This window comes from Bacillus sp. BF2-3, assembly GCF_008368795.1.
Classification (GTDB): domain Bacteria; phylum Bacillota; class Bacilli; order Bacillales; family Bacillaceae_G; genus Bacillus_A; species Bacillus_A cereus.
In genome coordinates, this window is record NZ_QOSA01000007.1 from 159601 (window position 1) to 184393 (window position 24793).

A 24793-nucleotide genomic window follows, 5' to 3' on the forward strand; every position below is an offset into this window, starting at 1 on the left:
ATTTCATTATAGGGAACGATTGGAAAAAATCTTAGAATCTTCATTTGAGCAAATCGCTTTCATACGTTAGAATAGATATGTTACATTGAAAGAAGCGAACACGGTAAACTATTTCATATTGTGCGGAGTTGATAACCATGACAAAACAAACAGAATATAAGCGCAAGCCCGAATGGTTGAAAATTAAGTTAAACACGAATGAAAACTATACAGGCTTAAAGAAAATGATGCGTTCTAAGAATCTTCATACCGTTTGTGAAGAGGCAAAATGTCCGAATATTCATGAATGCTGGGCTGTAAGAAAAACAGCAACATTTATGATTTTAGGTGCGGTTTGTACACGTGCTTGTCGTTTTTGTGCGGTTAAAACAGGCTTACCAACTGAGCTTGATTTACAAGAACCAGAACGCGTAGCAGATTCAGTAGTACAAATGGGCTTAAAGCACGTTGTTATAACAGCGGTTGCACGTGATGATTTAAAGGACGGAGGAGCAGCTGTTTTTGCTGAAACAGTACGCGCAGTACGTCGTAAAAACCCATTCACGTCTATCGAAGTATTACCATCTGATATGGGTGGAGTAGAAGAAAACTTAAAAATGTTAATGGATGCAAAACCAGATATTTTAAACCATAACATTGAAACAGTACGTCGATTATCTGACCGAGTTCGCGCTAGAGCAAAATATGAACGTTCATTAGAGTTTTTACGTCGAGCGAAAGAAATGCAGCCTGATATTCCAACTAAATCGAGCATTATGGTGGGCTTAGGTGAAACGAGAGAAGATTTAATTGAAGCAATGGATGACTTACGTGCAAACAATGTGGATATTTTAACTCTTGGGCAATACCTACAACCATCTAAGAAGCATTTACCAGTTCTTAAATATTACCCACCAGCAGAATTTGCAGAGCTTAAAGAAATTGCACTTAGCAAAGGATTTAGCCACTGTGAAGCTGGCCCACTTGTGCGTTCTTCTTACCATGCGGACGAGCAAGTACGTTCTGCAAAAGAAAAAACAGCAGAAGCTAAATAATGAAAAAAAGAGAGCTAATGATTAGCTCTCTTTTTGTTTGTACTCTAAAACGGTATTTGGACATGTTAATAAAATCTTTTTTAATTCTTCTGTGGATAATTCAATTGTAAATTCAGGAACACCAGGTGTAATTAAAATTTTATCGTACGTATAAATAGCGTTATCCACAATAATTGTTACATCGTGTGAATATCCGAAAGGAGCCACACATCCCGGCGTACAACCAGTTTTGTCTCGCAGTTCATCAGGAGAACAGAGAGATAAGCGTTCTCCTGATAGTTCTTTCATCTCTCCCCGGTTGAGCCTTGTGCCCTCTAACGTAAAAAATACGTAATAATCTCCAGACTTTGATTTTAAAAATAAGCTTTTACTTGGGGTGCCTTGTAAGCCAAGTCTCTCGCGTACGATCCGATCGGTCTCATAATCGAGTACTGGTTCGTGTTCGAATTTTTCATAAGAAACATTTGTTTTATGTAGTAAAGCAAGTACGTCTTCGTACATATGAAATGATACCCCTTTCTATTGTTAGAACAGTCTCTTCTCGTGGCGTCAACTGAATGTTTTGGAAAGGGATATTACTTGGACGATGCTTCCCATAAGCGTTTTATGATACATTGTTCGTCGATTGTAATTTCGTAAATATCAGGATTCGTTAAAGTTCTCCATTCATTAAAGCCAATTGTATGATCAAAATGCTTTAAAATGAGCGTAAGTAAATTGCCATGTGTAACAAGTAGTGTTGTCGTATGGTTTAATTGTAAAACGTCTTGAATAAGCGATAGGGCCCGGTCTGCTGCTTGTTTTGTTGACTCTCCGCCTGAAAAGGCAATATCTATATTTGTAAAAGTAGATTCTAGTTTTTGCATCCAATCATCCATTGGAATGTTGCTCAATATGCGTTCAGTTAATCGTTCATCTTCTTGGATAGATAAGTTAGCTTGGAGCGCATAGGGCCGAATGGAATCGATAGCTCGGACAAATGGGCTTGAAATAATATGATCGATTTGTAGATGATTTTCTAAGAGGAATGTAGCAAGGGTGTTTGCTTGGTCTTTTCCATCGGTCGTTAATTCATCATCACGTTTTTGCCCAATTGCTGAACAATGTCGTATTATAATAATTTTCTTCATAATTCATCCCCATCTTTCAAGTTGACGCTATATACTTCGACAAATGTAGAAATAATTCCTTTTTATTGGAAACAGTATATTGATTTAAATATGTGGAAAAGTAATGTGGATAATGAACATTTGAGGTGCAATCATGAATAAAATGATATGTATTGTATTTAGTCTTTGTTTTTTTATACACTTGTCCACAACTTATGCAGAGTCGAATCAAAAACTAAATTATCCAAGCAATCGAAATAAGTCATTTGTGAGTGAGGATGTTTTTTATAAACAGTTAGATAAGAAGATCTATAAAGAATACAAAAATGCAGCATATAGTGTTCGGAAAAAAATCTTATTTAAAGAAGTGCCTGATGAAGAATTTTCTTTCCTACAAAAAACAGCTGTCGGTTGTCGAGGTAGAGTGGTACTTCAAGATTTTTTTGTTCACTCTGATCGCCAAGTATACTTTTTCACTTCTTTTATTCAAAATGAAGTAGGAGAGTTTCATAAATATATCGTTATAGATGCAGAAACAAAGAGGGAGCTGCAAGAGGGCAAAAGTTATCATCCATATAAAAAATAAACCACCAATTTTGGTGGTTTATTTTTTACTCCGGTACACTCATTAATTTCTCTTTCATTTTGCGAATAAGAACGACAGCGCCAATTGTACACAGAAGTGTAATTCCTTCGGCAACGAAGATGTTGATTGTTTTTGTTTGGTAAAGTGCCGCGAAAAAGTCTACAAATGCGTGGAATAGTATAGCGTATACTAGGAAGATATATTTCTTCTGTTTGACTGCGTATAAAACAAGCATTGTAAAGGCGATTTGAAGCACGAGTGCCATAATTCTTTCTAAGCTACCAAGGAAGTATAAGTAGGCAGGTTGCTGAATTAACATGTCCTGTAAAATGCTAAGCTCGGGTTTTTGTTCAATCAGTCGAGCGAAGCTACCATCGTTAATAGAATTAGCAAAGATTAATGCTTGTAATGCAGAAAAACCGCCAATTAAAATAGATTCAATTCCGCCGTGACCAATTCCATAAGCGAAGCCATCTTTATATTCTAGATATTTTTTTAGTAAGAAGAAGAAGGCAACGAAGCGTCCTAATTCTTCAAAAATACCAGCAGTCAATCCGCCATAAATTGCGAAGACAAACGGATTTTCTAAAAATGGAGCGATTGTTGGATTACCGCGCATAAATAGGTGGAATGGTGTTTCAAGAATTTGGGTGAATCCGATAAAGATAAGAACACCAACGCCGACCACTTTCCAATTCATATTATATTTTTTACGGAAATAAACGAGTACGATAATTGGGACCAGGATCGAGACAATGAGTTGAAAAATGATGCTGGCAATTACAGTATTTGAAACCATACTTTCACCGCTTTCTAATATATGTACATATCTATTATGCATGAAATAGGGGAGAGATGAAACTTTTAGAAAGAAAATGAATTTACTTATTGACTCTAACGTTGCGTCATACTTTATCGTATGTACTAAGGGGGAGATACAAATGACAATGAGAGTAAAAGAAGTAGCTGATTTAGTTGGAATTAGTGTGCGCACACTGCATCATTACGATGAAATTGGGTTGTTAACCCCAGACGAGACGACAGAGTCTGGATATCGTCTGTATTCCAATGAAAATTTAGAGACATTGCAGCAAATTTTGTTTTTTAAAGAGCTTGGCTTCCCTTTGAAGAAAATTAAAGAGATTATCATGAGTCCATCATTTGATCGCGAAGAGGCACTACAGCTTCATAAGAAGATGCTTCTTGAAAAGCGTGCCAGATTAGATAAGGTGATTGCGACGATTGATAAAACAATTCAGCATACAAAAGGAGAGATTGAAATGACGAATAAAGAGAAATTTGAAGGATTCGATTTCAGCCATAACCCATATGAAGAAGAAGCACGTGAAAAATGGGGAGACGCAGCTGTAGATAAAGCGAACGAATATGCAAAAGGTATGTCAAAAGAGAACCAAGAGGAGTTTAATGCTATTTATAGAAATTTAGCAACGCTTAGACACGATGCACCAGATTCTAAAGAGGCGCAGGCAGCTATTAAAGTATGGTACGATTACTTGCAAAACTTCGGTGAATATTCGTTAGATGCTTTTAAAGGACTCGGTCAAATGTACGTCGCTGATGAGCGCTTTACGAAAAATATCGATAAGTTTGGTGAGGGATTAGCGCAGTTTATGTGTGATGCGATGGAGGTTTATGCGGATCGTAATAAAAAATAAAAAGTAAAACAGGTGGAGATTTTCTCCACCTGTTTTACTTTTTAATCATATCATTCAAAGTCTGATCTCCCGTATTGTTCAAATGAGGATTTTTACTCATTTCTCGTTTTAACATATCGAGGCTTTGTGTATATTCTGTATCATTTAATGCGCCAGATTGAAGCCCTTGAATTTGAGAAATCAACTTTTGGTCTGTTGATACATATGCTTTATAATAGCGAGGAACGATGGACAAAGCAGCTCTATATACTTGATCCGCTACGAGTTTTGGATCCGTTGTGTTTGCACGGTATACAACGAACACTTCATCATCAGTAACGAGTGTAGCAGCGTTTGTAACGTCAGGAAGTTTGACTGTCATGCTTGTAATCATTTCAGCGACCTTCTCGCGATTAATGGCCCCTACTTGTTTGTTAGATACTTCATGCTTTTGTTTAGAAGAATAACCGACTCTTGTGAGTCTTGTATTTGTATTTTCCGTATGATACATGTCGTTTTTATTGGAAACAAGAACACGGCTTCCTTCTTCACGTTCCATTTCAGCTTTGTTCGCTGATTGGCAGCCTGCAAATAAGGAAAGAGTGAGAAGGGAAAGTAAAATTTGTTTTTTCACGATGTATCACCTCCTTCTCCATAGCATGTACTAATTTGCAATTTTTTGTATTTGAAATTGTTGGTTGTTATGCTTTGTGATACGATAAAAAGAAGAATGCTTAGAGAGGAAGTTAATGATGGAGCAAAAGCAAGAGATTCATGCTACGGTGAGCATTAATAATGTTCAGTACGAAGTAATTAAAAACTTTCGTGACGGTTTTAGTGAAGAAGCATTTAAAGAGCGCTATGCAGAAATTTTAAATAAATATGATTACATCGTTGGGGACTGGGGATATGAGCAACTTAGATTGCGCGGATTCTTTGATGATAGTAACCAACGTGCGACATATGATACGAAAATTAGTACGTTAACGGAGTATTTATACGAGTACTGTAACTTCGGTTGCGCACATTTTGTATTACGAAAAGTGAAGAAATAAAAAAATCCTCTTACAATTGTAAGAGGATTTTTTGCATATTTTTGCTTACAAACAAATCGAGATATGATCGCCTTCAGAAAGTATTGTATTTGGCTTCATTTGTTGTCCGTTTAATTGAATATCCCCATTTTTAATTTTATCCACAATGCGTGTACGGCTCCAGTCGGAAATATATGTGGATAAGGCTTTATCGATGCGGTGGGAACCGAAAACGATATCTAATACGATCGTGATTTCGGTTATGCCGCTTTCTTGATGTTGCGTAATGGAAATGGTAGTAGTTGTTTCTGGCTGATCCTGCTGCGTCATATCGACTGTTTCAACGTGATCAGTAAATGCTTTATAAATACGAAGTTTTTGATTCCACGTATGGTCTTTCGGACATTTATAAATGGCAAAGCGGTATATGTTTTTTCCGTTGGCGTTATGCCTACGAATATTTGTGTCGGTAAATAGGGTAGTACGTCTGCAATTTTTACAATATTTTTCGATTGTGTTTTGCTCGTTTTCATATAAACTCCAAGAAAGTTGTACTTTCTGCATTTTCCTTCACCTCTTATAGTAGTGGTAAAGGAACGTAATACAGCTATTTGGATGTCTTGTAGTATGAAGGCATGAGAAAAAGACAAAAATAAAAGGAGGTTCCCCAAAGAGGAACCTCCGTAAACATCATACTACAGATGCAATACGTTCCTTTGTAATGGGAATGGGCAGACTACTCCCTTGAAAAAGCACGGTGCTTTTTTGAGAGTAATGCTATCCAATTGCTGGTCCATTACAAAGTAAATGTTGGCATACGTAGATAACGTCCTTTCTATCCAAATAGATTTATTCTTAATTATAACACAAAAGATTGAAAATTCGAAATTCTCGTGATGGAAAAACACCAGCTAAAATAGCTGGTGCATACGATAAATTATATAAGTTCAAATAAAAATGAGCGTAATTCTTCTGCAATTTCTTCAGTCATAGAAAATGCATGCTCTAAGTAGCCTGGTTCGTTTAAATCGTCAGCACCGATGATTGCAAATTTATTGCGTTGCATATCAAGGACAATTGTTTTACCGTAATGACGATCGGAGTATAATAGCGCTAAATCGTGACGCTCATTTTCTCCCATAAAGCTAACGAAACGAGTTTTTGTAGCGACAGTATCGTCGTACAGAAAGAAACGTTCTTCCATACACATGGCTCCTTTATTAAATATCTAAGTTTAAGTGTGGTTTATGATCTAAATGGTGATGTGTTTTAATAAATCGTACTGTTCTTGTTTTGTAACGCATTACGATAGAGTATGTTTCAGCTAAATCTCCGCCAAGGAATTTAACACCGTCTAATAACTCACCAGCAGATACACCAGTTGCTGAGAAGATTGCATCATCCCCAGATACTAAGTCATCTAACATAAGAAGTTGACGAGGATCTTCTAATCCCATTTCACGACAACGAGCTTCTTCTTCTTCGTTCATTGGAACTAAGCGAGCTTGCATTTCACCTTCAAGGCACTTTAATGCTGCTGCAGAAATAACACCTTCTGGAGCTCCGCCAATACCTACGAATAAGTCGATACCCGTTCCAGGTAGTGCTGTTGCGATTGACGCACCAACATCACCGTCACCAAATAATTTTACGCGTGCACCTTTTGCACGAACACGGTCAATAATATCTTGATGACGTTCACGTTCTTGAACGATAACTGTTAGATCACGAATCTTTTTATTGTTAGCTTCTGCTACAATTTCAATTGTTTTTTCAATTGGATCATCTAAGCTAATTTTACCAGCTGCTTTTGGACCAACCGCGATTTTTTCCATGTACATATCAGGAGCATGAAGAAGGTTCCCTTTGTCTGCGATTGCAATAACTGCCATTGCATTTGCAAGACCTTTTGCAACGATGTTTGTACCTTCTAATGGATCAACGGCGATGTCTACTTCTGGACCGTTACCTGTTCCTAGTTCTTCACCAATATACAACATCGGTGCTTCATCAAGTTCTCCTTCACCAATTACAACTGTACCTGCCATGTTTACTGAATCGAACATATCACGCATTGCTGTAGTTGCTGCATCATCTGCTTCATTTTTCTTTCCGCGGCCCATCCACTGTGCGGATGCTAAGGCTGCTGCTTCTGTTACACGGACAATTTCTAGTGCGAGTTCACGTTCCAAGATTCCATTCCTCCAATTTCAAAAATCATACAAATATAACTATAACAAATAACGGAGAAAAGGTGAATTCGAAAAATTGTCGATTTTTTCAGAAGAAAGCGTTACAATTAAAATGTAAATGCTTTAATTTCCAGGTAGGTGACATTCATGTATTTTGTAGACAGAAAGAAAATAGAACAAATGCTAGTATGTTTAGAACGAGCAACAAGTACATTTCAAGAGAAAAAGATATATGAAACCGAGTTTGAATTTTACGCATTAGAGCGCATAGCCCATCTTATTATTGATTGTGTATTAGATGTAGGAAATGCGATGATTGATGGATTTATTATGCGTGATCCAGGAAGCTATGAAGATATTATTGATATTTTAATGGACGAGCGAGTGATAAGTGAAGAAGATGGACAAGGGATGAAAGAAATTATCCTTCTTCGAAAAATGCTTACGCAAGATTATATTCAAATGAATCATGATGAATTATATAAGACGATTCAAAAACATATTGCAGTGGTAGAGAAATACCCAGCAAATATTCGCAGTTATTTAGAAAAGGAATTAGGACCTGTATCTGCATTTGTACCAGAATAATTATGCTTATAAGATCCCCAGAGAATGCCTTTTGGGGATCTTATATTGTATGTGAGAAAGAAAAGGGAGAAGGGTGAAGTATGGGGGAAGCACGTACTACGAAAGACGAGATTGTACAATTGTTGAAAGTAAAGGGAGAGCACACGGTAGCGGAACTAGCTGACGTTTTAGAGATTACAGAAATGGCGATTCGAAGACATTTAAGTAATCTTGAGAAAGACGGACTCATTTATTCTAAGATGGTAAGGCAACATGTCGGAAGACCAACTTATTTGTATGGATTAAGCGAAAAGGGAGAAGATACATTCCCGAAAGAGTATAAGCAATTTGCGATTGATATGCTAGAAGATTTAGCTCGAATGGGCGATGAAAAAATACTTCGTTACGTTTTAAAAGAGAGAACGAAGCGAATGGAAGAACAGTTACAAAAGAGAGTGAGTAATCAAAAGAATTTAGCATATAAAGTGCAAGAGATAGCAGCTATGCAAGAGAAAAATGGTTATATGGTTCAAATAAAGAGAGATGGAGAGAAATCTTTCGTAATTGAAAAACAAAACTGTCCGTTAAAGGAAATTGCCGAGAGATTCCCGCAAGTGTGTGAAGATGAAAAAGACATGTATAAGCGTTTATTTACGAACGCAGAAGTGAAAACGCTAGCAAATATGTGCGAGGGCGATTGTAGTTGTTCTTACCAAATAAAAGAGAAAAAATGAACGTTATGGGGCGCTTTAAGGTAAAGCGTTTTTTTCTTTTGGAAAAGCGGGTAATATAAGAGTGGTATGATAAGGTGAGAACGTTAGCATAGAAGGAGAGACATAATCGATGTATAAAGGTTACTTAATTGACTTAGACGGTACGATGTATCGCGGAGAAGAACAAATTGAAGAAGCAAGCGACTTCGTAAAAGCATTAGGAGAGCGCGGCATTCCATATTTATTCGTTACGAATAACTCAACTCGCAAACCGGAACAGGTAGCAGAAAAGCTTGTTCGTTTCGATATTCCAGCGAAAGCAGAGCAAGTATTCACAACGAGTATGGCGACTGCGAACTTCATTTATGAACGTAAACAAGACGCAACTGTATATATGATTGGTGAAGAAGGCTTACACGATGCACTTGTGGAAAAAGGATTTGAACTTGTGGATGAAAATCCTGATTTCGTTGTTGTGGGTTTAGATCGTGACATCACATATGAAAAATTAGCAAAAGCGTGTCTTGCTGTGCGTAATGGCGCGACGTTTATTTCTACAAATGGGGATATTGCCATCCCAACTGAGCGAGGATTATTACCAGGTAATGGTTCATTAACATCAGTTGTAGCAGTATCAACAGGTGTGGATCCAATCTTTATCGGAAAACCAGAATCAATCATTATGGAACAAGCTTTGAAAGTGCTTGGCATAGAAAAGAATGAAGCATTAATGGTTGGGGATAACTACGATACAGACATTTTAGCAGGAATAAATGCTGGTATGCATACGCTTCTTGTCCACACTGGAGTCACAACTGTGGAGAAGTTAACAGAATACGAAGTACAACCGACGCAAGTTGTGCATAACTTGACGGAGTGGATTGAGAAGATGTAATGAAGAAAGCTGTTCCAAACTTTGGAACAGCTTTTTTTCTGATATTTGCTGGCAGCCCGATTGGTGTGGGCTAACATTCAGTTGTGACTAGTGTTGATTTTTATCGGTAAGTCGATATATTTGAAAAATCGCCGATATAATTTTGTTAGAATGCACGATTCACAACGTTTTTAACCTCTTCAAGATATTGCTTACGCACACTGTCATCCACAGAAGGGACACTTGTATAGAATGTATGCTCAAGTGTTTCAATACCTGTAAATTCAAAAATACCAACATCCGCTGTTTTCTTCATTGCATCAAACATGCCGCCTGCTGTGTATGCCTCTTTCGTATTGCCCATTGTAGATAGTAACAATCCTTTTTTACCGCTTAATAACTTTTCAATGCCGTTTTCACCGTAAGCATAAGCAAATCCATGGCTAAATACACGGTCAACGTATCCTTTTAAAATAGCAGGAAGTCCCGCCCACCACACTGGATAAATGAATGTAATGCTGTCAGCCCAAGAGATATGTTCTTGTTCTTCTTTAATATCTTCTGGTGTATTTCCTTGAGAAAATGAGATGAAATCGGAAGCGCCTAATACTGGATTAAAGTTTAATTCGTATAGATCGCGAACGCGTACTTCGTGACCTTTTCCTTCTAATTCACTTTTTACCGTTTCTAAAATCGCATGGTTGAAGCTTTCTGTATTCGGGTGTGCATAAACGATTACATGTTTCATTTTTCTTCCTCCTATTTGTGGATATGTGAATAGCTATTTGTATTTCTGTAACTATTATGGTTACTACTTTTATAGAAGTCAAGTAATACATATGTATGTGTATAAAAAGACGCTCGAAAATCGCCTTTTTATACCCCGCTCATACAAAGTACAAAGAAGACGAATAAAATGATAACAATACCAATGCCAAAGTTAAATACGAGAGTACTATCCATATATGTAGCCTCCTTGTTTGAAAGTAAAAAGCACTCTAGTTAAGAGTGCTTTTTTATTTTGAATCTACTTTATAACTTTTAGAAAGTGATTCATGCGTGTCATGATTTACATTATTTTATGTATTTATACTTTGAAATGAGTAAGTCCTTGTTGGATATAGAAAAAAAGACACTCGTTCGAGTGTCTTTTAAGATGACAAAATGTGCCAATTGCTTGAGGTTGATAAGACGCTAATTTCCGTTTTAACGCCTTTTCTCTAATCAAGAAGTGTAGCAACAGCGATTCAAATAAATTGTACCATCTGTTTAACCGCGGTGCGTATGCAATTGTGCATATGATGATCATGAGGTAGGTAATGAACTGTGAATAATTTGAAGTGATTTATTTACGATTTCTTCTGCGGCATATATGCCGATTGCGTCTGTTTTTAAAATATGGGGTTGTAAGTTATCATGCATTGCCCCTAACTCACCATGAAGTGGTGCGAAGGCATGGTTCGCCTTTTCAAGCATGCATAAATCAAGTAAAGAATCCCCAGCTGTAATAATCGTATCTATTTGCAAAATTTCTTTTATATATTGCACGGCGTCCCATTTATTAATTGGTTTTGGTACAAAGTATAGCTTTCTACCTTGAAGTGAATGATTCCAGCCTTGTTTGTCTAACCAGGAAGTGAAGGATGATAATTCATCATAAGGAATGTTCTCCCGTTTAATAATGCAATAATGGAATAGATCATCAGCTGTTTTTTGCGATATAACCCAATCTTTATGAGCTATTTGTCCAAATTCCTTTAGTATGTCGTTTCTCTCTATACATTCAACCGATAGTCTTTCTTTTACTGTCCTGTTCCAAGTACCATCTTGTTTCCCATTATGAAGGATATTGCCGCCGTTACTTGTAATGGCGTATTCGGGAATGATTTCGTTTTGGAATAAAGCAATACGCTGAAACTGCTTAATAGCTCTTGTTGTAACTGGGATGAAATGTGAGTGCAGTTGTAATTTTTTTAGTAGTGAAATGGTTTTATGTGATATGAAAGAAATTTCTTTCCCATCTAAAGTTTCAATGAGTTGAATTGATTCATCTTCTATAGGGGCACGAAACGATTTCCGGGAATAAATAAGCGTCTGATCAAGATCACTGGCGAAAATCATATTGTTTCCTTCCTAAGAGGCTTAATGAGCCCGCAACATGAATAAGCCATATTCTCATAGATTTCAATTGGGACATTCTTTTCTTTAGCGAGAAGTAAAATATGCTTTAAATCGGGATTGTTTTGCTTACGTATTAAAATTTTCCACGGTATTCTCCGGAGTAATACACGAGTTGTTTCACCGACTCCTGGTTTAATTAAGTTAATATCGTCAATTTCAAAGTGATTTTGGATAGACTGTATATCTTTTAATCCTTGCCAAGAGGGATCAGTGTAAGTTGAAGTAATATAACGTAATTGATTATCTATATGAGAATGAACAGAAGGGAATAACTCTGTTATCTCATCAACGAAGAAATTTGATAAGTCTTCTTGTTCTAGATCTTTATAATATTTAACACCATGAAAATCATTTGGACCGATATAGGTGTCATTTAGTACAGTGCGACTAATTAGTCCAGAGACTGTTGCATTTAAGCAAGCGCTAGGAATAAGAAAATCTTCACGTGTACCGTAAATTGAAGTACAGTAACCGGGATCAGCAAGCACAGCCATACAATGAGAAATGTGTGTATTATTTCGTTCGTTAAATGTGTGTACTGCATATTCTAATTCTTTTTTTATTGCACCTTTTCCAGTCCACCCATCAATGAATTGAATTGTTTCTTTAGGGTGATGTTCCAAAATATAATGGAGTGCATTTTCATCAATACCGCGTCCGCGAACAATAGAAATACAATAGTGAGGTACATCAAGGTTGTATTGATAGCGTATGTAGCGTTTGATAAGAATGCCAATAGGTGTACCAGCACGAGCTAATGAAACGAGGACAAGGTTAGTTCCTTTAGTTTGTATAATCTGTTCGGCGACAACTCCAACAGCGATGGCTAGTTTGTGTTTATATTGTTGCAGGGAAGAAAAGAATAAATCCATATACGCTTTAGATGGTTTATATTCCATTGGTAACATTTCGGAATAATGTGTGCCAGCTTGAATTGCTTGTTCTCTAGTTTCCGTGGAACTTTCTTTCATTAAATCACTAATATCTTTTAATAGAAAAATAGCATCATTTGGATTGTAACTACTAATATGAGAATTTACTTTTACCATAATTATCAACCTTCCTTTTCTATGCTATTTGAAAATGAGACGATATGAATAAAAGGAATAACTGTTTGTAACTGCTGTAGAAGAGGAAACAGGGCTTCTTCTCCTAAATCACGCTCAATAAAAACAAATACTTCATCGTAATCATGAGGTGAAATATTATAAAAGTAATTTGTAATAGTAGAATTTTCAGGACTTGGATATGAGAAATGATTATGAATGGCGTAGTTTACATCATTTGAAACAGGATGGATAGGGCTTCTTGTTGTAGATTGATATAAAATATTTTCACCCATTTCAGCAGCAATTTTCATTGGGATATACATAAATTCACCCGTTCCGAGACAGAGTGTTCGTTTTCCCATTCTTTCTCTTTTTAAAGTTTTTCCTGCTTCTTGAGCGAAAGAATGAATGTGCTTTTGTTCATATGCTGAAATGCCAAATCGCCCAGTATATTTTATATAATTTGATGTATAGGGTGATTTTGGACAGGTAAGGGTATGCTTTTTGAAATCAGGTTTTGTTTCTTTAATTTGAATATCTGTTTTTGCAATATTTAATGGTTGGCCAGTTGTATGAATACTGCCTTCTAATAAAGAAATAACATGAATCTTAATTTGAAGTTCTTCTTCTAATTGTTTAAATTGTTTTCTATTAGTATGAGAACGCCAGTCTAATAAAGAAGCAATTATATATTCTTCTCGTGGGAATTTATTTTGAATAGATCTAATAATATTTAATGCTGTTTTTCCTGTTGTCATCTCATCATCTACGAGAACAATCGGGTTGTTGTTTTGAAAAAAGCTTTCATCTACATAACAACGGTGCGATGTTGCATGAGAATGTTCTTCCTCAAATGTAATGACAGATTCTAGGTGGGGTATCGATTCCCTAGTTGTATGCACATACTTTGCATTTTGAAAGCATTGAAACATAGAATGACCAAGTGCTGTCGCTGTTTCAGCGAATCCGATGAACACAACTTCTTCTTGCAGAGGATATTGATAACGAAATCCTTCCTCTGGGATTTCATCAATTTCTAATGAAATGAGATTTAAAATTTCTTTTTGAAATGGATGAGAAATATTATGTAGTATTTCCAAATATCTTGCAGCGAGAGCAACTCCACTTGATAGAGAGACTGCAGGTTTAATAGGAAGATGCTTTCCAAGGATTGTACTCACAAATAAAAAACTACGTTTCTTATTTATTCTCGCAGCCATTTGAAAAAGATTGTCTAGCGCTAAATTATATGGATTATCATGTACTTCTACATGGACTTGTATATTATTTAAAACGTTATACGTGTTGCTTTGCGTTTGTAATAAGGAGATCGGTGAATTGTTTGTTTTCATGTAGCACCCCGTAAATATTAGATTTTAAAATGGTTTTGCGAGCCCAGCCATAATGAGGTTTTACTTCATTCATTTTGTTAGAAAAACTGCTTTTTAGCACTCCATTATACGTATCTGCATTTTGTAAAATTGATCTCGCATCTAAATAATCTTCCATTGTGACAATGTGCATTGCCTGTACAACTTTAATATGAGATGGGTGAATAACTGTCTTTCCGATTAAGCCATTTGCATGGTCAAGTGATACCTCTTGAATAAGCCCTTCTTCATGATCATTAGAAAAATATTCCCATACACATCCTGAAATAATATATTCATTTGTTGCCCTTGAGAAAACGTTAATAATGTCTGAAATACAATCACGGACAACGGTAATATGATAGATAGGTGTGTATTTATTGCGCCGAATACTAAATATACTTGAAAAATCAGTAGCACCAATACGTACATTTAAGATGTAATCTTGATAAGAATCTAGTAAATCCTTTATTTGTAATAATGATTCTGCCCGTGTTTCCTTATACATAATTTCGGGGGATTCTAAAATCGGCATGCCATATAGCGATAATGAGTATAACTCGTTTATATATGCAAGCTGATCGATATAAGTCTTTCCGTTAATCGGTGTGAATTTTGGAAAGACAAAACCACATAAACAATGAACAGCACTACCTAATTCAGTAACAATTGTCTTCAGTTGACTTGGCTGTCGAACTCTAATAAAAAGAAGCGGGATGTCTGCTTGATTTAGTATGTTGGCACTGACTAAGTTAGCGATTTGCTGTATTTGAACGACGATGTTTTGCTCTGCAAGTTTTACTTCCTCATCGCTGATAGCGTCCTCTAGACAAAGAATAATTGAGGTAGCATCCACATGTTTCTTTCTAATTATATCTTCCGCAATCGTTTCTTTCGTGCCAGGAGTATATAGTGTGGCGCCTAGTGCGTAAGCTAGTTGTTCTTTCCCTATATTTTTTGAAAAACTAAGAGGTTCTTTATAGAAAAAATTTTGCCGTTCTTCCGAGGAGAGATAAGAAAAGTAATTCAAATTGTCACCACCTTATTTGTAATGATTCTGTTTAATCGTAACATAATAAGAAAAATCTTCCATAAAAATGAAGCGATAAATTTAAAAAATATATTGAGAAAGATGAATTATAAGATGAATATCGAATATTGTTAATAGAAATATAATAGGGGGAAAGAGAAAGTGGATATACATAAGTTAACGATAGAAGAAGCAAAGAAGATAAATACGTGGACGTACGAGGAACCTTATAGTTTATATAGTTTTTCAGGCGAGAAAGAAGTAATAGAAGAGCTATTAGATGGAACGTATTATGGCTGTTGTGACGATCAAGGAGACCTCATCGGCTATTTTTGTTTTGGAGCAAATGCACAAGTGCCAGGTGGAAGAGATGCTAATTTATATGGTGGAGAAGATGTGATTGATATCGGACTTGGCATGAAGCCGGCGTTAACTGGGAAGGGAATAGGGAAAGAATTCTTCCAAGCTGGAATAGCGTTTGCCAGGAAAGAGTTTAATGCAAAAATGTTTCGATTAAGCGTAGCAACATTTAATACAAGAGCGATTACGTTATATAAAAATATCGGATTTAAACAAGGGATTATTTTTTTGAGCCGCGGAAGAGAATTTATGCTTATGGAATACGAAAGGCCGTCAGAATGAAACTGACGGCCTAGAAAACATTATTATTCTGAGTGCTCAGCTCGGTGCGCTAAACGGCTTGAAGCAGCGGCAGCGATTCCGCCAACGATATCATCAAGGAATGTATGCACCTTTCCAGTTGATTTATCATTTAAGTATTCTAAAATACCAGGTTTTAATTTATCAATATATCCAAAGTTCGTGAAACCGATAGAGCCGTACACGTTTACGATAGAAAGTGCGATAACTTCATCAATTCCGTATAAGCCTTCATCACGTTTTACAATATCTTGTAACGGTTCACTTAGCATTCCCTTTTCAGCAAGGACATCAAGCTCGATACCAGTAATCAGTGCGTTTTGTACTTCACGTTTTGATAGTACACGTTCTACATTGTAACGGCATTCTGACATCTCTAAATTTGGATGATATTTTTTTTGAAGAAAATGAACAAGTTCAGCAATATCGTCAATTGTTACACCACGTTCTTGTAATAGTTGTAATGCTCTTTCTTGTAGTTGATTTGATTCTTTCATGTTTATCACCTTTTTTTCTTTTTAGTATTTGTATACGTTTCGTTGCTTTATCCTGTGCATAGGAATGAAAGGCGAGCACAAGCTCATATATATAAAGAAAAACCATAGGTGGCGACTGCGATGATTCAGCATATTTATGAGCATTATCACATGCATGTTAAAGAATTAATCCCCCTGGGCCCCTATAAAAGCTTTTGGATTCGCAACAAAATTTATGTACTTGTTCCAATTGGAGAAATGGAGGAAGAAGTACTTGTAGAGATGAAAAAGCTCAGTGACTATATGAACCAGCAAGGGGATATAACTGTAGCGACTTTCGTTCCAACTATACACGGCTACTATGTAAGTGAGATAGAAGAACAAAATTACTGCTTATTAAAAGGTATGCGAGCGTTAGAACGACATGCTACGTCATTAGGAAGTGAACTTTCTATATTCCATAAACGAGGTGCATTCTTTCCAGAAGAAATCGAGCAATTAAGCCGCATTGGTGAATGGAAAGCGTTATGGGAAAAGAGACTCGATCAGTTAGAAAAGTTTTGGCAATCACAAGTGATGAACCACCCTATAGACGTATTCGATCAATTGTTTATTGAATCCTTCCCGTATTACTTAGGAGTTGCAGAAAATGCCATTCAATATGTTGTTGATACAGAAATGGATGATACGCCGCAACTAACGGATGCAGCGACAATTTGCCAAGAACGATTCACACCTTTATTATGGCATCAAACGAAGCGTCTCAAACTCCCTTTTGATTGGGTGTATGATCACCCAACTCGAGATATAGCAGAATGGATTCGCTATATGATGATTGAAAAAAAGAAAGACTGGGATCAAACAATCGTTCAATTTGTTACAGATTATGAACGGAATTACTCGCTGTCCTCATTTGGTTGGCGTTTATTATTTGCAAGGCTCCTGTTCCCACTTCACTATTTTGAAACGGTCGAACGATATTACCAAACTGGAAACGAAGAACAAAAAAGCATATATAGAGATCGCTTAGAAGCCATTTTACACGATGTAAACCGCTCAGAGCAATTTATGAAGCACTTTTATGGCTCACTTCGTTTACCAGTAGATAAGCTTGGGATTAGAAAATTAGATTGGTTATCTTGAAAATATAAAAAAGAGACCGAGTGAGGTCTCTTTTTTATATACCACAATTTTATGTAATACATTATGCCCCTACCTGTTGATCTGTACATATATTTAAAACGAATTGATGCCTTTCGAGCTTTTCATTTACTTTACCCAATAATTCTTGCTGGATTTCTTTAAATAAAAATTGATAGCTTGTATTCCATGTTGGTATAACGGATGAAAGGCCTAATAAATACTCTTTTTTCTTTTCTAGTTCTTGAATTGTTACAAAAGTGTTCCCCATTTTTGGCATCTGTCGTCCCCCTATGTTTTTTTACTGTATATGTGTGAACGATTCACTATATAGTATTAATTATCGCATTTTTTGAGAAGGATTTCCAATTTTGTTTTATGATGTTAACGGATAAATGTGATTTGAATAAAAAAAGGAGACCAAATTTGGTCTCCTTTTAGAAGGCGATTCTGAACGAGCCGCTTCCGCTTTTAGATTAATATCTAGCTCCAGCGGCTAAAATGTTCGGTGGCTTCGCTTCTTCCGCCGAGGCAAAAAGCGCCTCTATGTCAGAAGCTCCATCCCCCCTCACATTTTGAACGAGCCGCTTCTGCTTTTAGATTAAAATACTTGTTCTACTTCGATAACGCCTGGTACTTCTTCAAGTAACGCGCGCTCGATACCAGCTTTTAGTGTGATTGTAGAACTTGGGCAGCTTCCGCATGCACCCATAAGGCGTAGTTTTACGATACCTTCTTCAATGTCTACTAATTCAACGTCTCCGCCATCGCGAAGTAAGAATGGACGTAATTTATCTAATACTTCTAATACTTGTTCTTGCATATGTGGGTTTTCCATTTTTATCGACTCCTTTCATCAGTTTTATTATAATCAAGATAGAGGGGAAAATCTATTTTTTCTCTTCTTGTTTTATTGTCGAAATATTGTATCGTGTTTTTTCAGTATAGGGGTATGGAATAAGTTTGTAAAATGATGTGCTTATGTAATAAGACATCTGAATATACTGTTGGGACAAGAAGTGGGGGAGAAGAAATGGTTAATGTTCAAGTGTATGGGACGAAAGTAATTTGTGCGAGCTGCGTCGGAATGCCATCTTCAACAGAAACGTTTGAATGGTTACAAGCGGCAATTGGTCGTAAATATGAAGGACAAGAAAATAAATTTAATTTCGAGTATATTGATTTCCAAGAAGAACAAGAAGATGCGGATAAAAAAGCATTCGCTGAGCGCGTAGTGGAAGAAGATTTATTTTATCCGGTCGTTCTTGTAAATGGAGAAATTGTTGGAGAAGGAAATCCTCGTTTGAAGGATGTTTATGAAGAAATCGAGAAATATTTATAAAACAAGAAGTCTTTGCGAATTTGCAAAGGCTTTTTTATTGGAGGGATAGATATGAAAAATGGAGTGAAGCATGCGTTACCAACGGAAGTACAACAGTTAATGGAGCGGTACACAGTAGAATTAAAAGAAATTTTTTTGGATGAAAAAATAGTCGGGGTATATATTTACGGATCCATCGCACTAGGTGCATTTCATAAGGAAACGAGCGATGTTGATTTTGTTACAGTGATAAATGATTCCGTGAATGAAGCTGAAAAACAGCAGCTTGTGGAACTACATAAGAAACTTAGTGACAATACGCTAGGTAAAAGAATGGACGGTATGTATATTCCGCTTGCTGACTTAGGGAAATACAATGATGAAATGAACGAGTACGTGTATTGTGCAGATGGTAAAGCCAATGTTGGTCATTGGGACATTAATGCGGTCACATGGTGGACGTTGAAAAATCAAGGCATTACAGTTACAGGAAAAGAAGCAGAAGATCTTCCGCTGCAAATACAATGGAATGATGTAGTAAATACGATGAAATACAACGTAGAACAGTACTGGAGTGAAAAGGCGAAGAAGCCATATTTATTTTTTATAGAAGAGTGGGTAGAATCAGCTGTCGTTACGATGGGACGTATTTTATATACACTAGATCATAAAACAATCGTTTCAAAAGATAGAGGATTACAATACTTGTCAGAACGTTCAGCGGAAGAATGGGAGCTTTTATTAAAAGAAGTAGCGAGAATACGGCACAATCCAAAAGAAAAGAGAATGCTCTCAAGGTGGAGAAGGGCAGATATGACGAAGAGGTACTTACTGCATTTAATTGAGACGTGTAGAGAGAAATGGTAGGGAAGAAAATGGACAATACAGTGGGGGGTATTGTCTTTTTTATATTTTATTTGGTATATAATGGTTAAAAAGGTTTAATTATACTGGGGAGATAGGATGAATATAGAATTAGTTACATATGAAGAAAAGAATGAACAAATGAGTATGCGCCAAGTAATTAGCATTCTAGTAATTATTTTTGGGGTCATGCATGGAATTGGTTTTTTGAACCTTTTATATGATTCTTCCTTATACCCATGGTATGTAGATCATCTTATTCCATCTTTCACGTTTTGTATGATTATCGTAATGTATGCACCGGCAAGAAATTGCTGCTTACATTTAATAAAATCATTACAATTCAATAATTTTAAACATTATGTAACGATAGTAATGACAACGATTGTAATGCTTATGTATCTTGCGGTATTAAATTTAGTTTTACCACATGGGCTTGGTGTGGATGAATCTAATATAGTAATAGAACCTACTACAAGTGAAATCATTTTATACGTAGTTGTGCTCACAATTTTTGCGCCTATTTGGGAGGAAATTGTATTTCGAGGTATGTTTTTTATGAAATTATCTCAGCGCTTCTCTACACTTACTAGTGCCGTTATAAGTGCTTTCATATTTAGTTTTGGCCATCCCCTTACAGTAGGTAGTATTTTATATATTTTGGGTATGGGTATATGTTTAGCATACACATATAAGAAAACGAAGAATTTACTCGCTCCAATTGGGATTCATTTATTAAATAATTCGTTTTATTTATTATTGAATTTTCAACCATAAAAAGGCGCCTTTTTGAAAAGGGCGTCTTTCGTATTTTGTAGTAAGTAGAAAGGGCTTTATACGCATTGTGTAGAGGCAAGGTAATACAAAATATAAATAGTTTCATGTGAAACATTTTTATTATCAAATATACAAAATGATTAACTTAGTGTATTAAACGTATCATTCATAAGTATTCTAATATATTTAAAAGTAAAATGAAATAAGAAACGGATAATTGTCGGAATATATTCGATTTCCGTTCATTTTTATGAAATATGTGTACTTTTTGTTAGATTCCTTCATTTTGTCCATATACAATAAATGTATATAGAAATAAGAAAAGGATGATGTACGTGAAGGACACTGTTTTACAAGAAACGATTTCTCCACAAGAATTACATAAAGTTGTTCAAAAGAATACAGCTTATTATGATTTTAAGTGGGGTAAAGTAGAAAACCCTGCGCAAGGGAATACATGGAATTGGGTAGCCTTTTTCTTTCCAACCTTTTGGTTAGCTTATCGCAAAATGTATAAGTTATCTATTATATTTGCGTTATTGGCTATACCTAGTATAGTTATAACCCCTTTTATAGATATTCCAGAGGGGATTTATGTAACATTTAGTTTAGCTCTTCAATTAGGAATGATGATATTTACTGGATGGCAAGGAAACCGTTTATATTATAAGCATGGTGTTCGTGTTTTTCGTAAGGGAGAAGATGCGTCTGATCATGAGAAGGCGTATTTCTTACAATCAAAGGGTGGCGTGAGTATTGCTGGTATGATTGGTTTACAAGTTATAGTCGGGATTGTGTTTGGCGGAGCTATGCTCGGACTTTCTCTTTTACCAACTGAGCCGAATATTAAAAACGTTGTTCGTTCAACTGGTGAAGGGGTTACTTTAGAGATTATGAATGATAATCCAACTTGGAAGTTTGTGAAGAAAGAAAAAGATTATGACGTAGTAGAGTTTACTGGTTATGATTATACAGAGAAGAAAAACGTGAAAATTAAATTTGCTGTTTATTTCGATGAAGATTATTTCGAGTGGCAAGAGGTATATGAAAATAATAAGAAGTTAAGTGAAGAAGAAGTAGAAGAATATCAAATTTACATTGAAGAAAATAATTGGGGTTTCTAGAGGGAACTCGTTCATTTTGAAAAGAAGAATCTTGTGAAGGTTCTTCTTTTGTTTATTAGGGGGAGAGAAATGATTTCAGTATTAATAGAAGCTCTAATAGGATCGATTAGTTTAAGTACGGGTTTACACACGAAAAAGATTGATGCTAACATACTTTACTTGCAGCAGTATGAATGGTTTCGAATCATATATGAAGACGAAAAGTATCGAAAGTTATTTATTACGAACTACAAAGTTCGCTCATATTTAAAAAGTAAGCTAAGAGTTCGATTGCTTGTAAAAAATAAAAATGCACAACGAAGATTTTTAAAATTAGTAGAAGAGCAAATAGAAAAACGGCAGACAAATTGAAATTTTGTAAAATACAATAAAAAATGAGAATTTGAGGTAGGCTTGTCAATAACGTGAGACTATGGCACTATAAAGAAATGCTATACAAATTTTATTTATCGAGATGTAAACATCAATTTTGATTTTTACGTATAAATAATGAACGGAGGAAATGAATTTATGGCTACTTTACCAAATTGTCCAAAATGTAATTCAGAATATACGTATGAGGATGGCGTTCTTTTCGTATGTCCAGAATGTGCTCATGAGTGGGGCCAAGAAGCAGAAGCTGAAAATAATGATGGTGCGAAAGTTGTAAAAGATGCGAACGGAAACGTTCTTCAAGACGGCGATGCAGTTACTGTTATTAAAGATTTAAAAGTAAAAGGAACTTCTTCAGTTGTGAAGATCGGTACGAAAGTAAAGAGTATCCGTCTAGTTGATGGCGATCACGATATCGATTGCAAAATCGACGGCTTCGGAGCTATGAAGTTAAAATCACAGTTCGTTAAGAAGGCGTAAGTAAATAGAAGAGGAGGCGAATAGCCTCCTCTTTTTATTATGTCACTTTTTGTCGGTAAATCGATATTTCGTACAAAATCGTTGATATATTCTGAGTTATGATAGATATATTTGAAAAATCGTTGATATATTGCAAGTTATGATAGATATATTTGAAAAATCGTTGATATATTGCAAGTTATGATAGATATATTTGAAAAATCGTTGATATATTGCAAGTTATGATAGATATATTTGAAAAATCGTTGATATATTGCAAGTTATGATAGATATATTGAAAAAATCGCTAATATAATTTCATTCATCGTGAACTACGCACGATTCACCGTGCACCATAGTCAATTTCTTTCAATTGACATCGCTTATTAAAGAACGTTTTATATCCAAGCTGTAAAAAGATAATGACAGCAAAGGCAGTACTTCCAGAAATACCGAGTATGATGGCGATTTGATATTGAATGGCTGTGAATGGTGATATACCGGATAATATTTGACCAGTCATCATGCCTGGTAAGCTTATAATTCCCATTCCGACCATAGAATTAATTGTTGGTAAAATAGCAGAGTCAAAAGCGTCTCGAATGAGCGGAGCAGCTGCTTCTTTCGGTGTTGCGCCGAGCATAAGTGCACCTTCAATTTGACCTCTTTGCGATTTCATATTGTTTAAGAACGTATTTGCGCCGAGAGAAACACCAGTCATGGCATTCCCAACTAACATTCCTGTAATAGGGACGATATATTGCGGAGCATACCACGGATCATGTCCGATAATAACAAAGATAAATAGTAGAAGTGGCCCAATTGATCCGGCGACCATGGAAAGGGCGGCTACTCGTTTTAATTCTTTAGACATTGGGATGTTAACTCGTTTATAAATATTAAAAATTGCAAAGGTAGTAATAGAAGTAATGAGAGCAATTGTATAAAATGGATTACTGTTTTCAAATACGTATGTAAGGACATATGCAACAAGTACGAGCTGAATCGTCATACGGAATGTTGCGAGCGCGATTTGTTTTTCGCGAGGTATTCCTTTTAATTTTACAAGTCCAATTAAAATAAGAATGAAAATATAGGCAGCTGCAAGTTGCCAAATTTGGAGTTCAATAACGCCCTTCAACAGAGAGCACTTCCTTTCTAGTTGCACCGTTTGCTTTACTAATCTCAATAATGTCGTCTGCAATTTCTTCTGGAAGTTGTTGTGAGTGTGTGATGAAGATAATTGTTTTTTTCTTTTTTCGTGCTAGTTCAGTAAATTGTTTCATAACGCGGCGTTCTGTATCACTGTCTAATGCTGAAGTAGGTTCATCTAATAAATAGACAGGCGGATCCATAAGTACGATACGTGCAAAGGCAAGTCTTTGTTTTTCACCGCCAGATAGTGAGGAGGCGCTATCTTCTAATTGCTTGTCTAAGCTAACGGTTTGTAATGCACTCCGCAGGGCATCATCATTTGGAAATGGTTTTTCAGAAAGACGAAGTCCCATTAATAAGTTGTCTTTAACGGTTCCATCAAAAATAGGTGGAGTTTGCCCAAGCATAACTACGTCACGACGTAATTGAATAGGATGATAATCAGAAATTAATTTTCCGTTATATTTAATTGTGCCGGATGTTGGAGATTGTAAATCGTTTAACATGCGAAGCAACGTGCTTTTTCCGCTTCCGCTTTCACCGATAATGCAAGTAATCTTTTCTTTTTGAATCTGTAAATAAGGAATGTGTAGTATATCTTTATATATAACGTTTTTTAATATAAACATAAATCGCTCCTTTCTGATTCTAGTTATATCGTATCAAAAAAGAGAAGATAACGGTTATAAAGAGCAACGTTTTTTCTGCGTCTTGAGTTTTATTAATAAGTTAAGTAAACGATCTAATTCTTGGCTGAAAGAAATCACTTTATCATGAGTGAATCCGTATCGTTCAACGAGATAGATTAACTCTTTCTTTTTCGCTTCTATTCGATTGTTTAGTTTCGATAAGTTCATAAGTGGAATGTAATGCCTCCTACAAAAGTATTTATCACATAAAAAATAAGACCGAATGAATTCGGTCTTCAAGGAAATAATAAAACAACTTACAAATAGCATACAATGTTTATCAATATTTTTTAATATAAAAATGAAAAATAAATCATTATAAATATTGAGAAAGATGTGTCTGATAATTTTTAAAAACTGAT

At 35.8% G+C, this 24793-nt stretch carries 33 protein-coding genes; 15 read left to right on the top strand and 18 right to left on the bottom strand.

Annotated features, from left to right (window positions below; all coding sequences use genetic code 11):
- The first annotated feature begins 137 nt into the window (after positions 1 to 137).
- Entirely contained in the window at positions 138 to 1034 is an 897-nt protein-coding gene (lipA, locus tag DN401_RS08305) for a lipoyl synthase (protein WP_000166372.1), read from the top strand.
- Positions 1035 to 1055: 21 nt separating this feature from the next.
- Here the strand turns inward: lipA and DN401_RS08310 are convergent, their stop codons facing one another.
- Positions 1056 to 1535, bottom strand: a complete 480-nt coding sequence (locus DN401_RS08310; RefSeq protein WP_000272746.1) for a YbaK/EbsC family protein — start codon at positions 1533 to 1535, stop codon at positions 1056 to 1058.
- Between the two features lie 74 nt (positions 1536 to 1609).
- Positions 1610 to 2164 (bottom strand): histidine phosphatase family protein, encoded by a 555-nt coding sequence (locus tag DN401_RS08315; RefSeq protein WP_149287656.1) that lies wholly within the window; start codon positions 2162 to 2164, stop codon positions 1610 to 1612.
- A 133-nt stretch (positions 2165 to 2297) separates the two neighbouring features.
- Between DN401_RS08315 and DN401_RS08320 the strand changes: the two genes are divergently transcribed.
- Positions 2298 to 2729: a hypothetical protein gene (locus DN401_RS08320; RefSeq protein ID WP_001038431.1), complete on the top strand. Its 432-nt coding sequence runs from the start codon at positions 2298 to 2300 to the stop codon at positions 2727 to 2729.
- 25 nt (positions 2730 to 2754) lie between these two features.
- On the opposite strand, the gene DN401_RS08325 is transcribed toward DN401_RS08320, so the two are convergent.
- The gene (locus DN401_RS08325; protein WP_002204855.1) at positions 2755 to 3570 is read right to left on the bottom strand and encodes a YhfC family intramembrane metalloprotease; all 816 of its coding nucleotides are present in this window, start codon (positions 3568 to 3570) and stop codon (positions 2755 to 2757) included.
- A 100-nt stretch (positions 3571 to 3670) separates the two neighbouring features.
- Between DN401_RS08325 and DN401_RS08330 the strand changes: the two genes are divergently transcribed.
- Positions 3671 to 4405, top strand: coding sequence for a MerR family transcriptional regulator (locus DN401_RS08330; protein ID WP_000178775.1), 735 nt, complete (start codon positions 3671 to 3673; stop codon positions 4403 to 4405).
- 34 nt (positions 4406 to 4439) lie between these two features.
- Here DN401_RS08330 and DN401_RS08335 read toward each other — a convergent pair whose 3' ends face one another.
- On the bottom strand, positions 4440 to 5018 hold the full coding sequence (locus DN401_RS08335) for a YhcN/YlaJ family sporulation lipoprotein (protein ID WP_000744132.1): 579 nt from the start codon (positions 5016 to 5018) through the stop codon (positions 4440 to 4442).
- A gap of 118 nt (positions 5019 to 5136) precedes the next feature.
- Here DN401_RS08335 and DN401_RS08340 point away from each other — a divergent pair, with 118 nt between their 5' ends.
- Positions 5137 to 5439, top strand: a complete 303-nt coding sequence (locus tag DN401_RS08340; protein ID WP_000435943.1) for a YutD family protein — start codon at positions 5137 to 5139, stop codon at positions 5437 to 5439.
- A 45-nt stretch (positions 5440 to 5484) separates the two neighbouring features.
- Here the strand turns inward: DN401_RS08340 and DN401_RS08345 are convergent, their stop codons facing one another.
- The 3 genes from DN401_RS08345 to glpX form a co-directional block, all read right to left on the bottom strand.
- Complete coding sequence (locus DN401_RS08345; RefSeq protein WP_001174567.1) at positions 5485 to 5982, bottom strand: hypothetical protein; 498 nt, start codon at positions 5980 to 5982, stop codon at positions 5485 to 5487.
- 373 nt (positions 5983 to 6355) lie between these two features.
- Entirely contained in the window at positions 6356 to 6622 is a 267-nt protein-coding gene (locus DN401_RS08355) for a DUF3055 domain-containing protein (protein ID WP_000392606.1), read from the bottom strand.
- Between the two features lie 16 nt (positions 6623 to 6638).
- Positions 6639 to 7610, bottom strand: a complete 972-nt coding sequence (gene glpX / locus DN401_RS08360; protein WP_000439090.1) for a class II fructose-bisphosphatase — start codon at positions 7608 to 7610, stop codon at positions 6639 to 6641.
- 147 nt (positions 7611 to 7757) lie between these two features.
- Here glpX and DN401_RS08365 point away from each other — a divergent pair, with 147 nt between their 5' ends.
- From DN401_RS08365 to DN401_RS08375, 3 genes are all read left to right on the top strand, one after another.
- Positions 7758 to 8198 (top strand): DUF86 domain-containing protein, encoded by a 441-nt coding sequence (locus DN401_RS08365; RefSeq protein WP_000274006.1) that lies wholly within the window; start codon positions 7758 to 7760, stop codon positions 8196 to 8198.
- A gap of 80 nt (positions 8199 to 8278) precedes the next feature.
- On the top strand, positions 8279 to 8911 hold the full coding sequence (locus tag DN401_RS08370) for a helix-turn-helix transcriptional regulator (RefSeq protein WP_000503344.1): 633 nt from the start codon (positions 8279 to 8281) through the stop codon (positions 8909 to 8911).
- Positions 8912 to 9020: 109 nt separating this feature from the next.
- A complete protein-coding gene (locus DN401_RS08375; RefSeq protein WP_000276467.1) occupies positions 9021 to 9785 on the top strand; it encodes a TIGR01457 family HAD-type hydrolase in 765 nt (254 codons plus the stop codon).
- Between the two features lie 145 nt (positions 9786 to 9930).
- Here DN401_RS08375 and DN401_RS08380 read toward each other — a convergent pair whose 3' ends face one another.
- The 5 genes from DN401_RS08380 to DN401_RS08400 form a co-directional block, all read right to left on the bottom strand.
- The gene (locus DN401_RS08380) at positions 9931 to 10512 is read right to left on the bottom strand and encodes an NAD(P)H-dependent oxidoreductase (protein ID WP_000683442.1); all 582 of its coding nucleotides are present in this window, start codon (positions 10510 to 10512) and stop codon (positions 9931 to 9933) included.
- A gap of 557 nt (positions 10513 to 11069) precedes the next feature.
- A complete protein-coding gene (locus DN401_RS08385; RefSeq protein WP_000575375.1) occupies positions 11070 to 11885 on the bottom strand; it encodes an HAD family hydrolase in 816 nt (271 codons plus the stop codon).
- Positions 11882 to 12994: a cysteine protease StiP family protein gene (locus DN401_RS08390; protein WP_000241503.1), complete on the bottom strand. Its 1113-nt coding sequence runs from the start codon at positions 12992 to 12994 to the stop codon at positions 11882 to 11884. The genes DN401_RS08385 and DN401_RS08390 overlap by 4 nt, the downstream gene beginning before the upstream one ends.
- Before the next feature lie 5 nt (positions 12995 to 12999).
- Positions 13000 to 14346, bottom strand: a complete 1347-nt coding sequence (locus DN401_RS08395; RefSeq protein ID WP_000856290.1) for a phosphoribosyltransferase family protein — start codon at positions 14344 to 14346, stop codon at positions 13000 to 13002.
- Positions 14291 to 15394: an HpcH/HpaI aldolase/citrate lyase family protein gene (locus DN401_RS08400; protein ID WP_098212585.1), complete on the bottom strand. Its 1104-nt coding sequence runs from the start codon at positions 15392 to 15394 to the stop codon at positions 14291 to 14293. Before DN401_RS08400 ends, DN401_RS08395 begins: the two co-directional genes overlap by 56 nt.
- A 162-nt stretch (positions 15395 to 15556) precedes the next feature.
- Here DN401_RS08400 and DN401_RS08405 point away from each other — a divergent pair, with 162 nt between their 5' ends.
- The gene (locus tag DN401_RS08405) at positions 15557 to 16036 is read left to right on the top strand and encodes a GNAT family N-acetyltransferase (RefSeq protein WP_000351156.1); all 480 of its coding nucleotides are present in this window, start codon (positions 15557 to 15559) and stop codon (positions 16034 to 16036) included.
- 23 nt (positions 16037 to 16059) lie between these two features.
- Here DN401_RS08405 and DN401_RS08410 read toward each other — a convergent pair whose 3' ends face one another.
- On the bottom strand, positions 16060 to 16551 hold the full coding sequence (locus DN401_RS08410) for a phosphatidylglycerophosphatase A family protein (RefSeq protein ID WP_000665103.1): 492 nt from the start codon (positions 16549 to 16551) through the stop codon (positions 16060 to 16062).
- Positions 16552 to 16671: 120 nt separating this feature from the next.
- On the opposite strand from DN401_RS08410, the gene yutH reads away from it, so the two are divergent.
- The gene (gene yutH / locus DN401_RS08415) at positions 16672 to 17673 is read left to right on the top strand and encodes a spore coat putative kinase YutH (protein WP_149287657.1); all 1002 of its coding nucleotides are present in this window, start codon (positions 16672 to 16674) and stop codon (positions 17671 to 17673) included.
- Between the two features lie 61 nt (positions 17674 to 17734).
- On the opposite strand, the gene DN401_RS08420 is transcribed toward yutH, so the two are convergent.
- Complete coding sequence (locus tag DN401_RS08420; RefSeq protein ID WP_001125507.1) at positions 17735 to 17950, bottom strand: hypothetical protein; 216 nt, start codon at positions 17948 to 17950, stop codon at positions 17735 to 17737.
- Between the two features lie 321 nt (positions 17951 to 18271).
- Positions 18272 to 18508, bottom strand: a complete 237-nt coding sequence (locus DN401_RS08425) for a NifU family protein (protein WP_000431159.1) — start codon at positions 18506 to 18508, stop codon at positions 18272 to 18274.
- Positions 18509 to 18703: 195 nt separating this feature from the next.
- On the opposite strand from DN401_RS08425, the gene DN401_RS08430 reads away from it, so the two are divergent.
- The 6 genes from DN401_RS08430 to phnA all read left to right on the top strand — a co-directional run bounded on the left by DN401_RS08430 (position 18704) and on the right by phnA (position 22608).
- Positions 18704 to 19012, top strand: a complete 309-nt coding sequence (locus DN401_RS08430) for a YuzD family protein (protein WP_000248588.1) — start codon at positions 18704 to 18706, stop codon at positions 19010 to 19012.
- Between the two features lie 51 nt (positions 19013 to 19063).
- Complete coding sequence (locus tag DN401_RS08435) at positions 19064 to 19858, top strand: nucleotidyltransferase domain-containing protein (protein ID WP_000788485.1); 795 nt, start codon at positions 19064 to 19066, stop codon at positions 19856 to 19858.
- 96 nt (positions 19859 to 19954) lie between these two features.
- Positions 19955 to 20632 (top strand): CPBP family intramembrane glutamic endopeptidase, encoded by a 678-nt coding sequence (locus tag DN401_RS08440; protein ID WP_001019585.1) that lies wholly within the window; start codon positions 19955 to 19957, stop codon positions 20630 to 20632.
- 326 nt (positions 20633 to 20958) lie between these two features.
- Positions 20959 to 21756 (top strand): DUF2628 domain-containing protein, encoded by a 798-nt coding sequence (locus DN401_RS08445; protein WP_127064164.1) that lies wholly within the window; start codon positions 20959 to 20961, stop codon positions 21754 to 21756.
- 69 nt (positions 21757 to 21825) lie between these two features.
- On the top strand, positions 21826 to 22107 hold the full coding sequence (locus DN401_RS08450; RefSeq protein ID WP_000626486.1) for a hypothetical protein: 282 nt from the start codon (positions 21826 to 21828) through the stop codon (positions 22105 to 22107).
- Between the two features lie 159 nt (positions 22108 to 22266).
- A complete protein-coding gene (gene phnA, locus DN401_RS08455) occupies positions 22267 to 22608 on the top strand; it encodes an alkylphosphonate utilization operon protein PhnA (RefSeq protein WP_000212737.1) in 342 nt (113 codons plus the stop codon).
- Positions 22609 to 22930: 322 nt separating this feature from the next.
- Here phnA and DN401_RS08465 read toward each other — a convergent pair whose 3' ends face one another.
- From DN401_RS08465 to DN401_RS08475, 3 genes are read right to left on the bottom strand one after another with little or no spacing between them, the layout of a single operon-like run.
- Entirely contained in the window at positions 22931 to 23728 is a 798-nt protein-coding gene (locus DN401_RS08465) for an ABC transporter permease (protein WP_000679249.1), read from the bottom strand.
- Positions 23712 to 24371 carry an ABC transporter ATP-binding protein gene (locus tag DN401_RS08470; RefSeq protein WP_100655076.1) on the bottom strand — a complete coding sequence of 220 codons (660 nt, stop codon included), beginning with the start codon at positions 24369 to 24371 and terminating at the stop codon, positions 23712 to 23714. The genes DN401_RS08465 and DN401_RS08470 overlap by 17 nt, the downstream gene beginning before the upstream one ends.
- Before the next feature lie 54 nt (positions 24372 to 24425).
- Positions 24426 to 24599: an aspartyl-phosphate phosphatase Spo0E family protein gene (locus tag DN401_RS08475; protein ID WP_001054090.1), complete on the bottom strand. Its 174-nt coding sequence runs from the start codon at positions 24597 to 24599 to the stop codon at positions 24426 to 24428.
- Between the last annotated feature and the right edge of the window lie 194 nt (positions 24600 to 24793).

Excerpts from the sequence above, each read along its gene's own strand:
- lipA (WP_000166372.1), top strand. The coding sequence starts at position 138 with ATGACAAAACAAACAGAATATAAGCGCAAGCCCGAATGGTTGAAAATT.
- DN401_RS08310 (WP_000272746.1), bottom strand. The coding sequence starts at position 1,535 with ATGTACGAAGACGTACTTGCTTTACTACATAAAACAAATGTTTCTTAT.
- DN401_RS08315 (WP_149287656.1), bottom strand. The coding sequence starts at position 2,164 with ATGAAGAAAATTATTATAATACGACATTGTTCAGCAATTGGGCAAAAA.
- DN401_RS08320 (WP_001038431.1), top strand. The coding sequence starts at position 2,298 with ATGAATAAAATGATATGTATTGTATTTAGTCTTTGTTTTTTTATACAC.
- DN401_RS08325 (WP_002204855.1), bottom strand. The coding sequence starts at position 3,570 with ATGCATAATAGATATGTACATATATTAGAAAGCGGTGAAAGTATGGTT.
- DN401_RS08330 (WP_000178775.1), top strand. The coding sequence starts at position 3,671 with ATGACAATGAGAGTAAAAGAAGTAGCTGATTTAGTTGGAATTAGTGTG.
- DN401_RS08340 (WP_000435943.1), top strand. The coding sequence starts at position 5,137 with ATGGAGCAAAAGCAAGAGATTCATGCTACGGTGAGCATTAATAATGTT.
- DN401_RS08345 (WP_001174567.1), bottom strand. The coding sequence starts at position 5,982 with ATGCAGAAAGTACAACTTTCTTGGAGTTTATATGAAAACGAGCAAAAC.
- DN401_RS08355 (WP_000392606.1), bottom strand. The coding sequence starts at position 6,622 with ATGGAAGAACGTTTCTTTCTGTACGACGATACTGTCGCTACAAAAACT.
- DN401_RS08365 (WP_000274006.1), top strand. The coding sequence starts at position 7,758 with ATGTATTTTGTAGACAGAAAGAAAATAGAACAAATGCTAGTATGTTTA.
- DN401_RS08370 (WP_000503344.1), top strand. The coding sequence starts at position 8,279 with ATGGGGGAAGCACGTACTACGAAAGACGAGATTGTACAATTGTTGAAA.
- DN401_RS08375 (WP_000276467.1), top strand. The coding sequence starts at position 9,021 with ATGTATAAAGGTTACTTAATTGACTTAGACGGTACGATGTATCGCGGA.
- DN401_RS08380 (WP_000683442.1), bottom strand. The coding sequence starts at position 10,512 with ATGAAACATGTAATCGTTTATGCACACCCGAATACAGAAAGCTTCAAC.
- DN401_RS08385 (WP_000575375.1), bottom strand. The coding sequence starts at position 11,885 with ATGATTTTCGCCAGTGATCTTGATCAGACGCTTATTTATTCCCGGAAA.
- DN401_RS08390 (WP_000241503.1), bottom strand. The coding sequence starts at position 12,994 with ATGGTAAAAGTAAATTCTCATATTAGTAGTTACAATCCAAATGATGCT.
- DN401_RS08395 (WP_000856290.1), bottom strand. The coding sequence starts at position 14,346 with ATGAAAACAAACAATTCACCGATCTCCTTATTACAAACGCAAAGCAAC.
- DN401_RS08410 (WP_000665103.1), bottom strand. The coding sequence starts at position 16,551 with ATGAAAGAATCAAATCAACTACAAGAAAGAGCATTACAACTATTACAA.
- yutH (WP_149287657.1), top strand. The coding sequence starts at position 16,672 with ATGATTCAGCATATTTATGAGCATTATCACATGCATGTTAAAGAATTA.
- DN401_RS08420 (WP_001125507.1), bottom strand. The coding sequence starts at position 17,950 with ATGCCAAAAATGGGGAACACTTTTGTAACAATTCAAGAACTAGAAAAG.
- DN401_RS08425 (WP_000431159.1), bottom strand. The coding sequence starts at position 18,508 with ATGGAAAACCCACATATGCAAGAACAAGTATTAGAAGTATTAGATAAA.
- DN401_RS08430 (WP_000248588.1), top strand. The coding sequence starts at position 18,704 with ATGGTTAATGTTCAAGTGTATGGGACGAAAGTAATTTGTGCGAGCTGC.
- DN401_RS08435 (WP_000788485.1), top strand. The coding sequence starts at position 19,064 with ATGAAAAATGGAGTGAAGCATGCGTTACCAACGGAAGTACAACAGTTA.
- DN401_RS08440 (WP_001019585.1), top strand. The coding sequence starts at position 19,955 with ATGAATATAGAATTAGTTACATATGAAGAAAAGAATGAACAAATGAGT.
- DN401_RS08445 (WP_127064164.1), top strand. The coding sequence starts at position 20,959 with ATGATGTACGTGAAGGACACTGTTTTACAAGAAACGATTTCTCCACAA.
- DN401_RS08450 (WP_000626486.1), top strand. The coding sequence starts at position 21,826 with ATGATTTCAGTATTAATAGAAGCTCTAATAGGATCGATTAGTTTAAGT.
- phnA (WP_000212737.1), top strand. The coding sequence starts at position 22,267 with ATGGCTACTTTACCAAATTGTCCAAAATGTAATTCAGAATATACGTAT.
- DN401_RS08470 (WP_100655076.1), bottom strand. The coding sequence starts at position 24,371 with ATGTTTATATTAAAAAACGTTATATATAAAGATATACTACACATTCCT.
- DN401_RS08475 (WP_001054090.1), bottom strand. The coding sequence starts at position 24,599 with ATGAACTTATCGAAACTAAACAATCGAATAGAAGCGAAAAAGAAAGAG.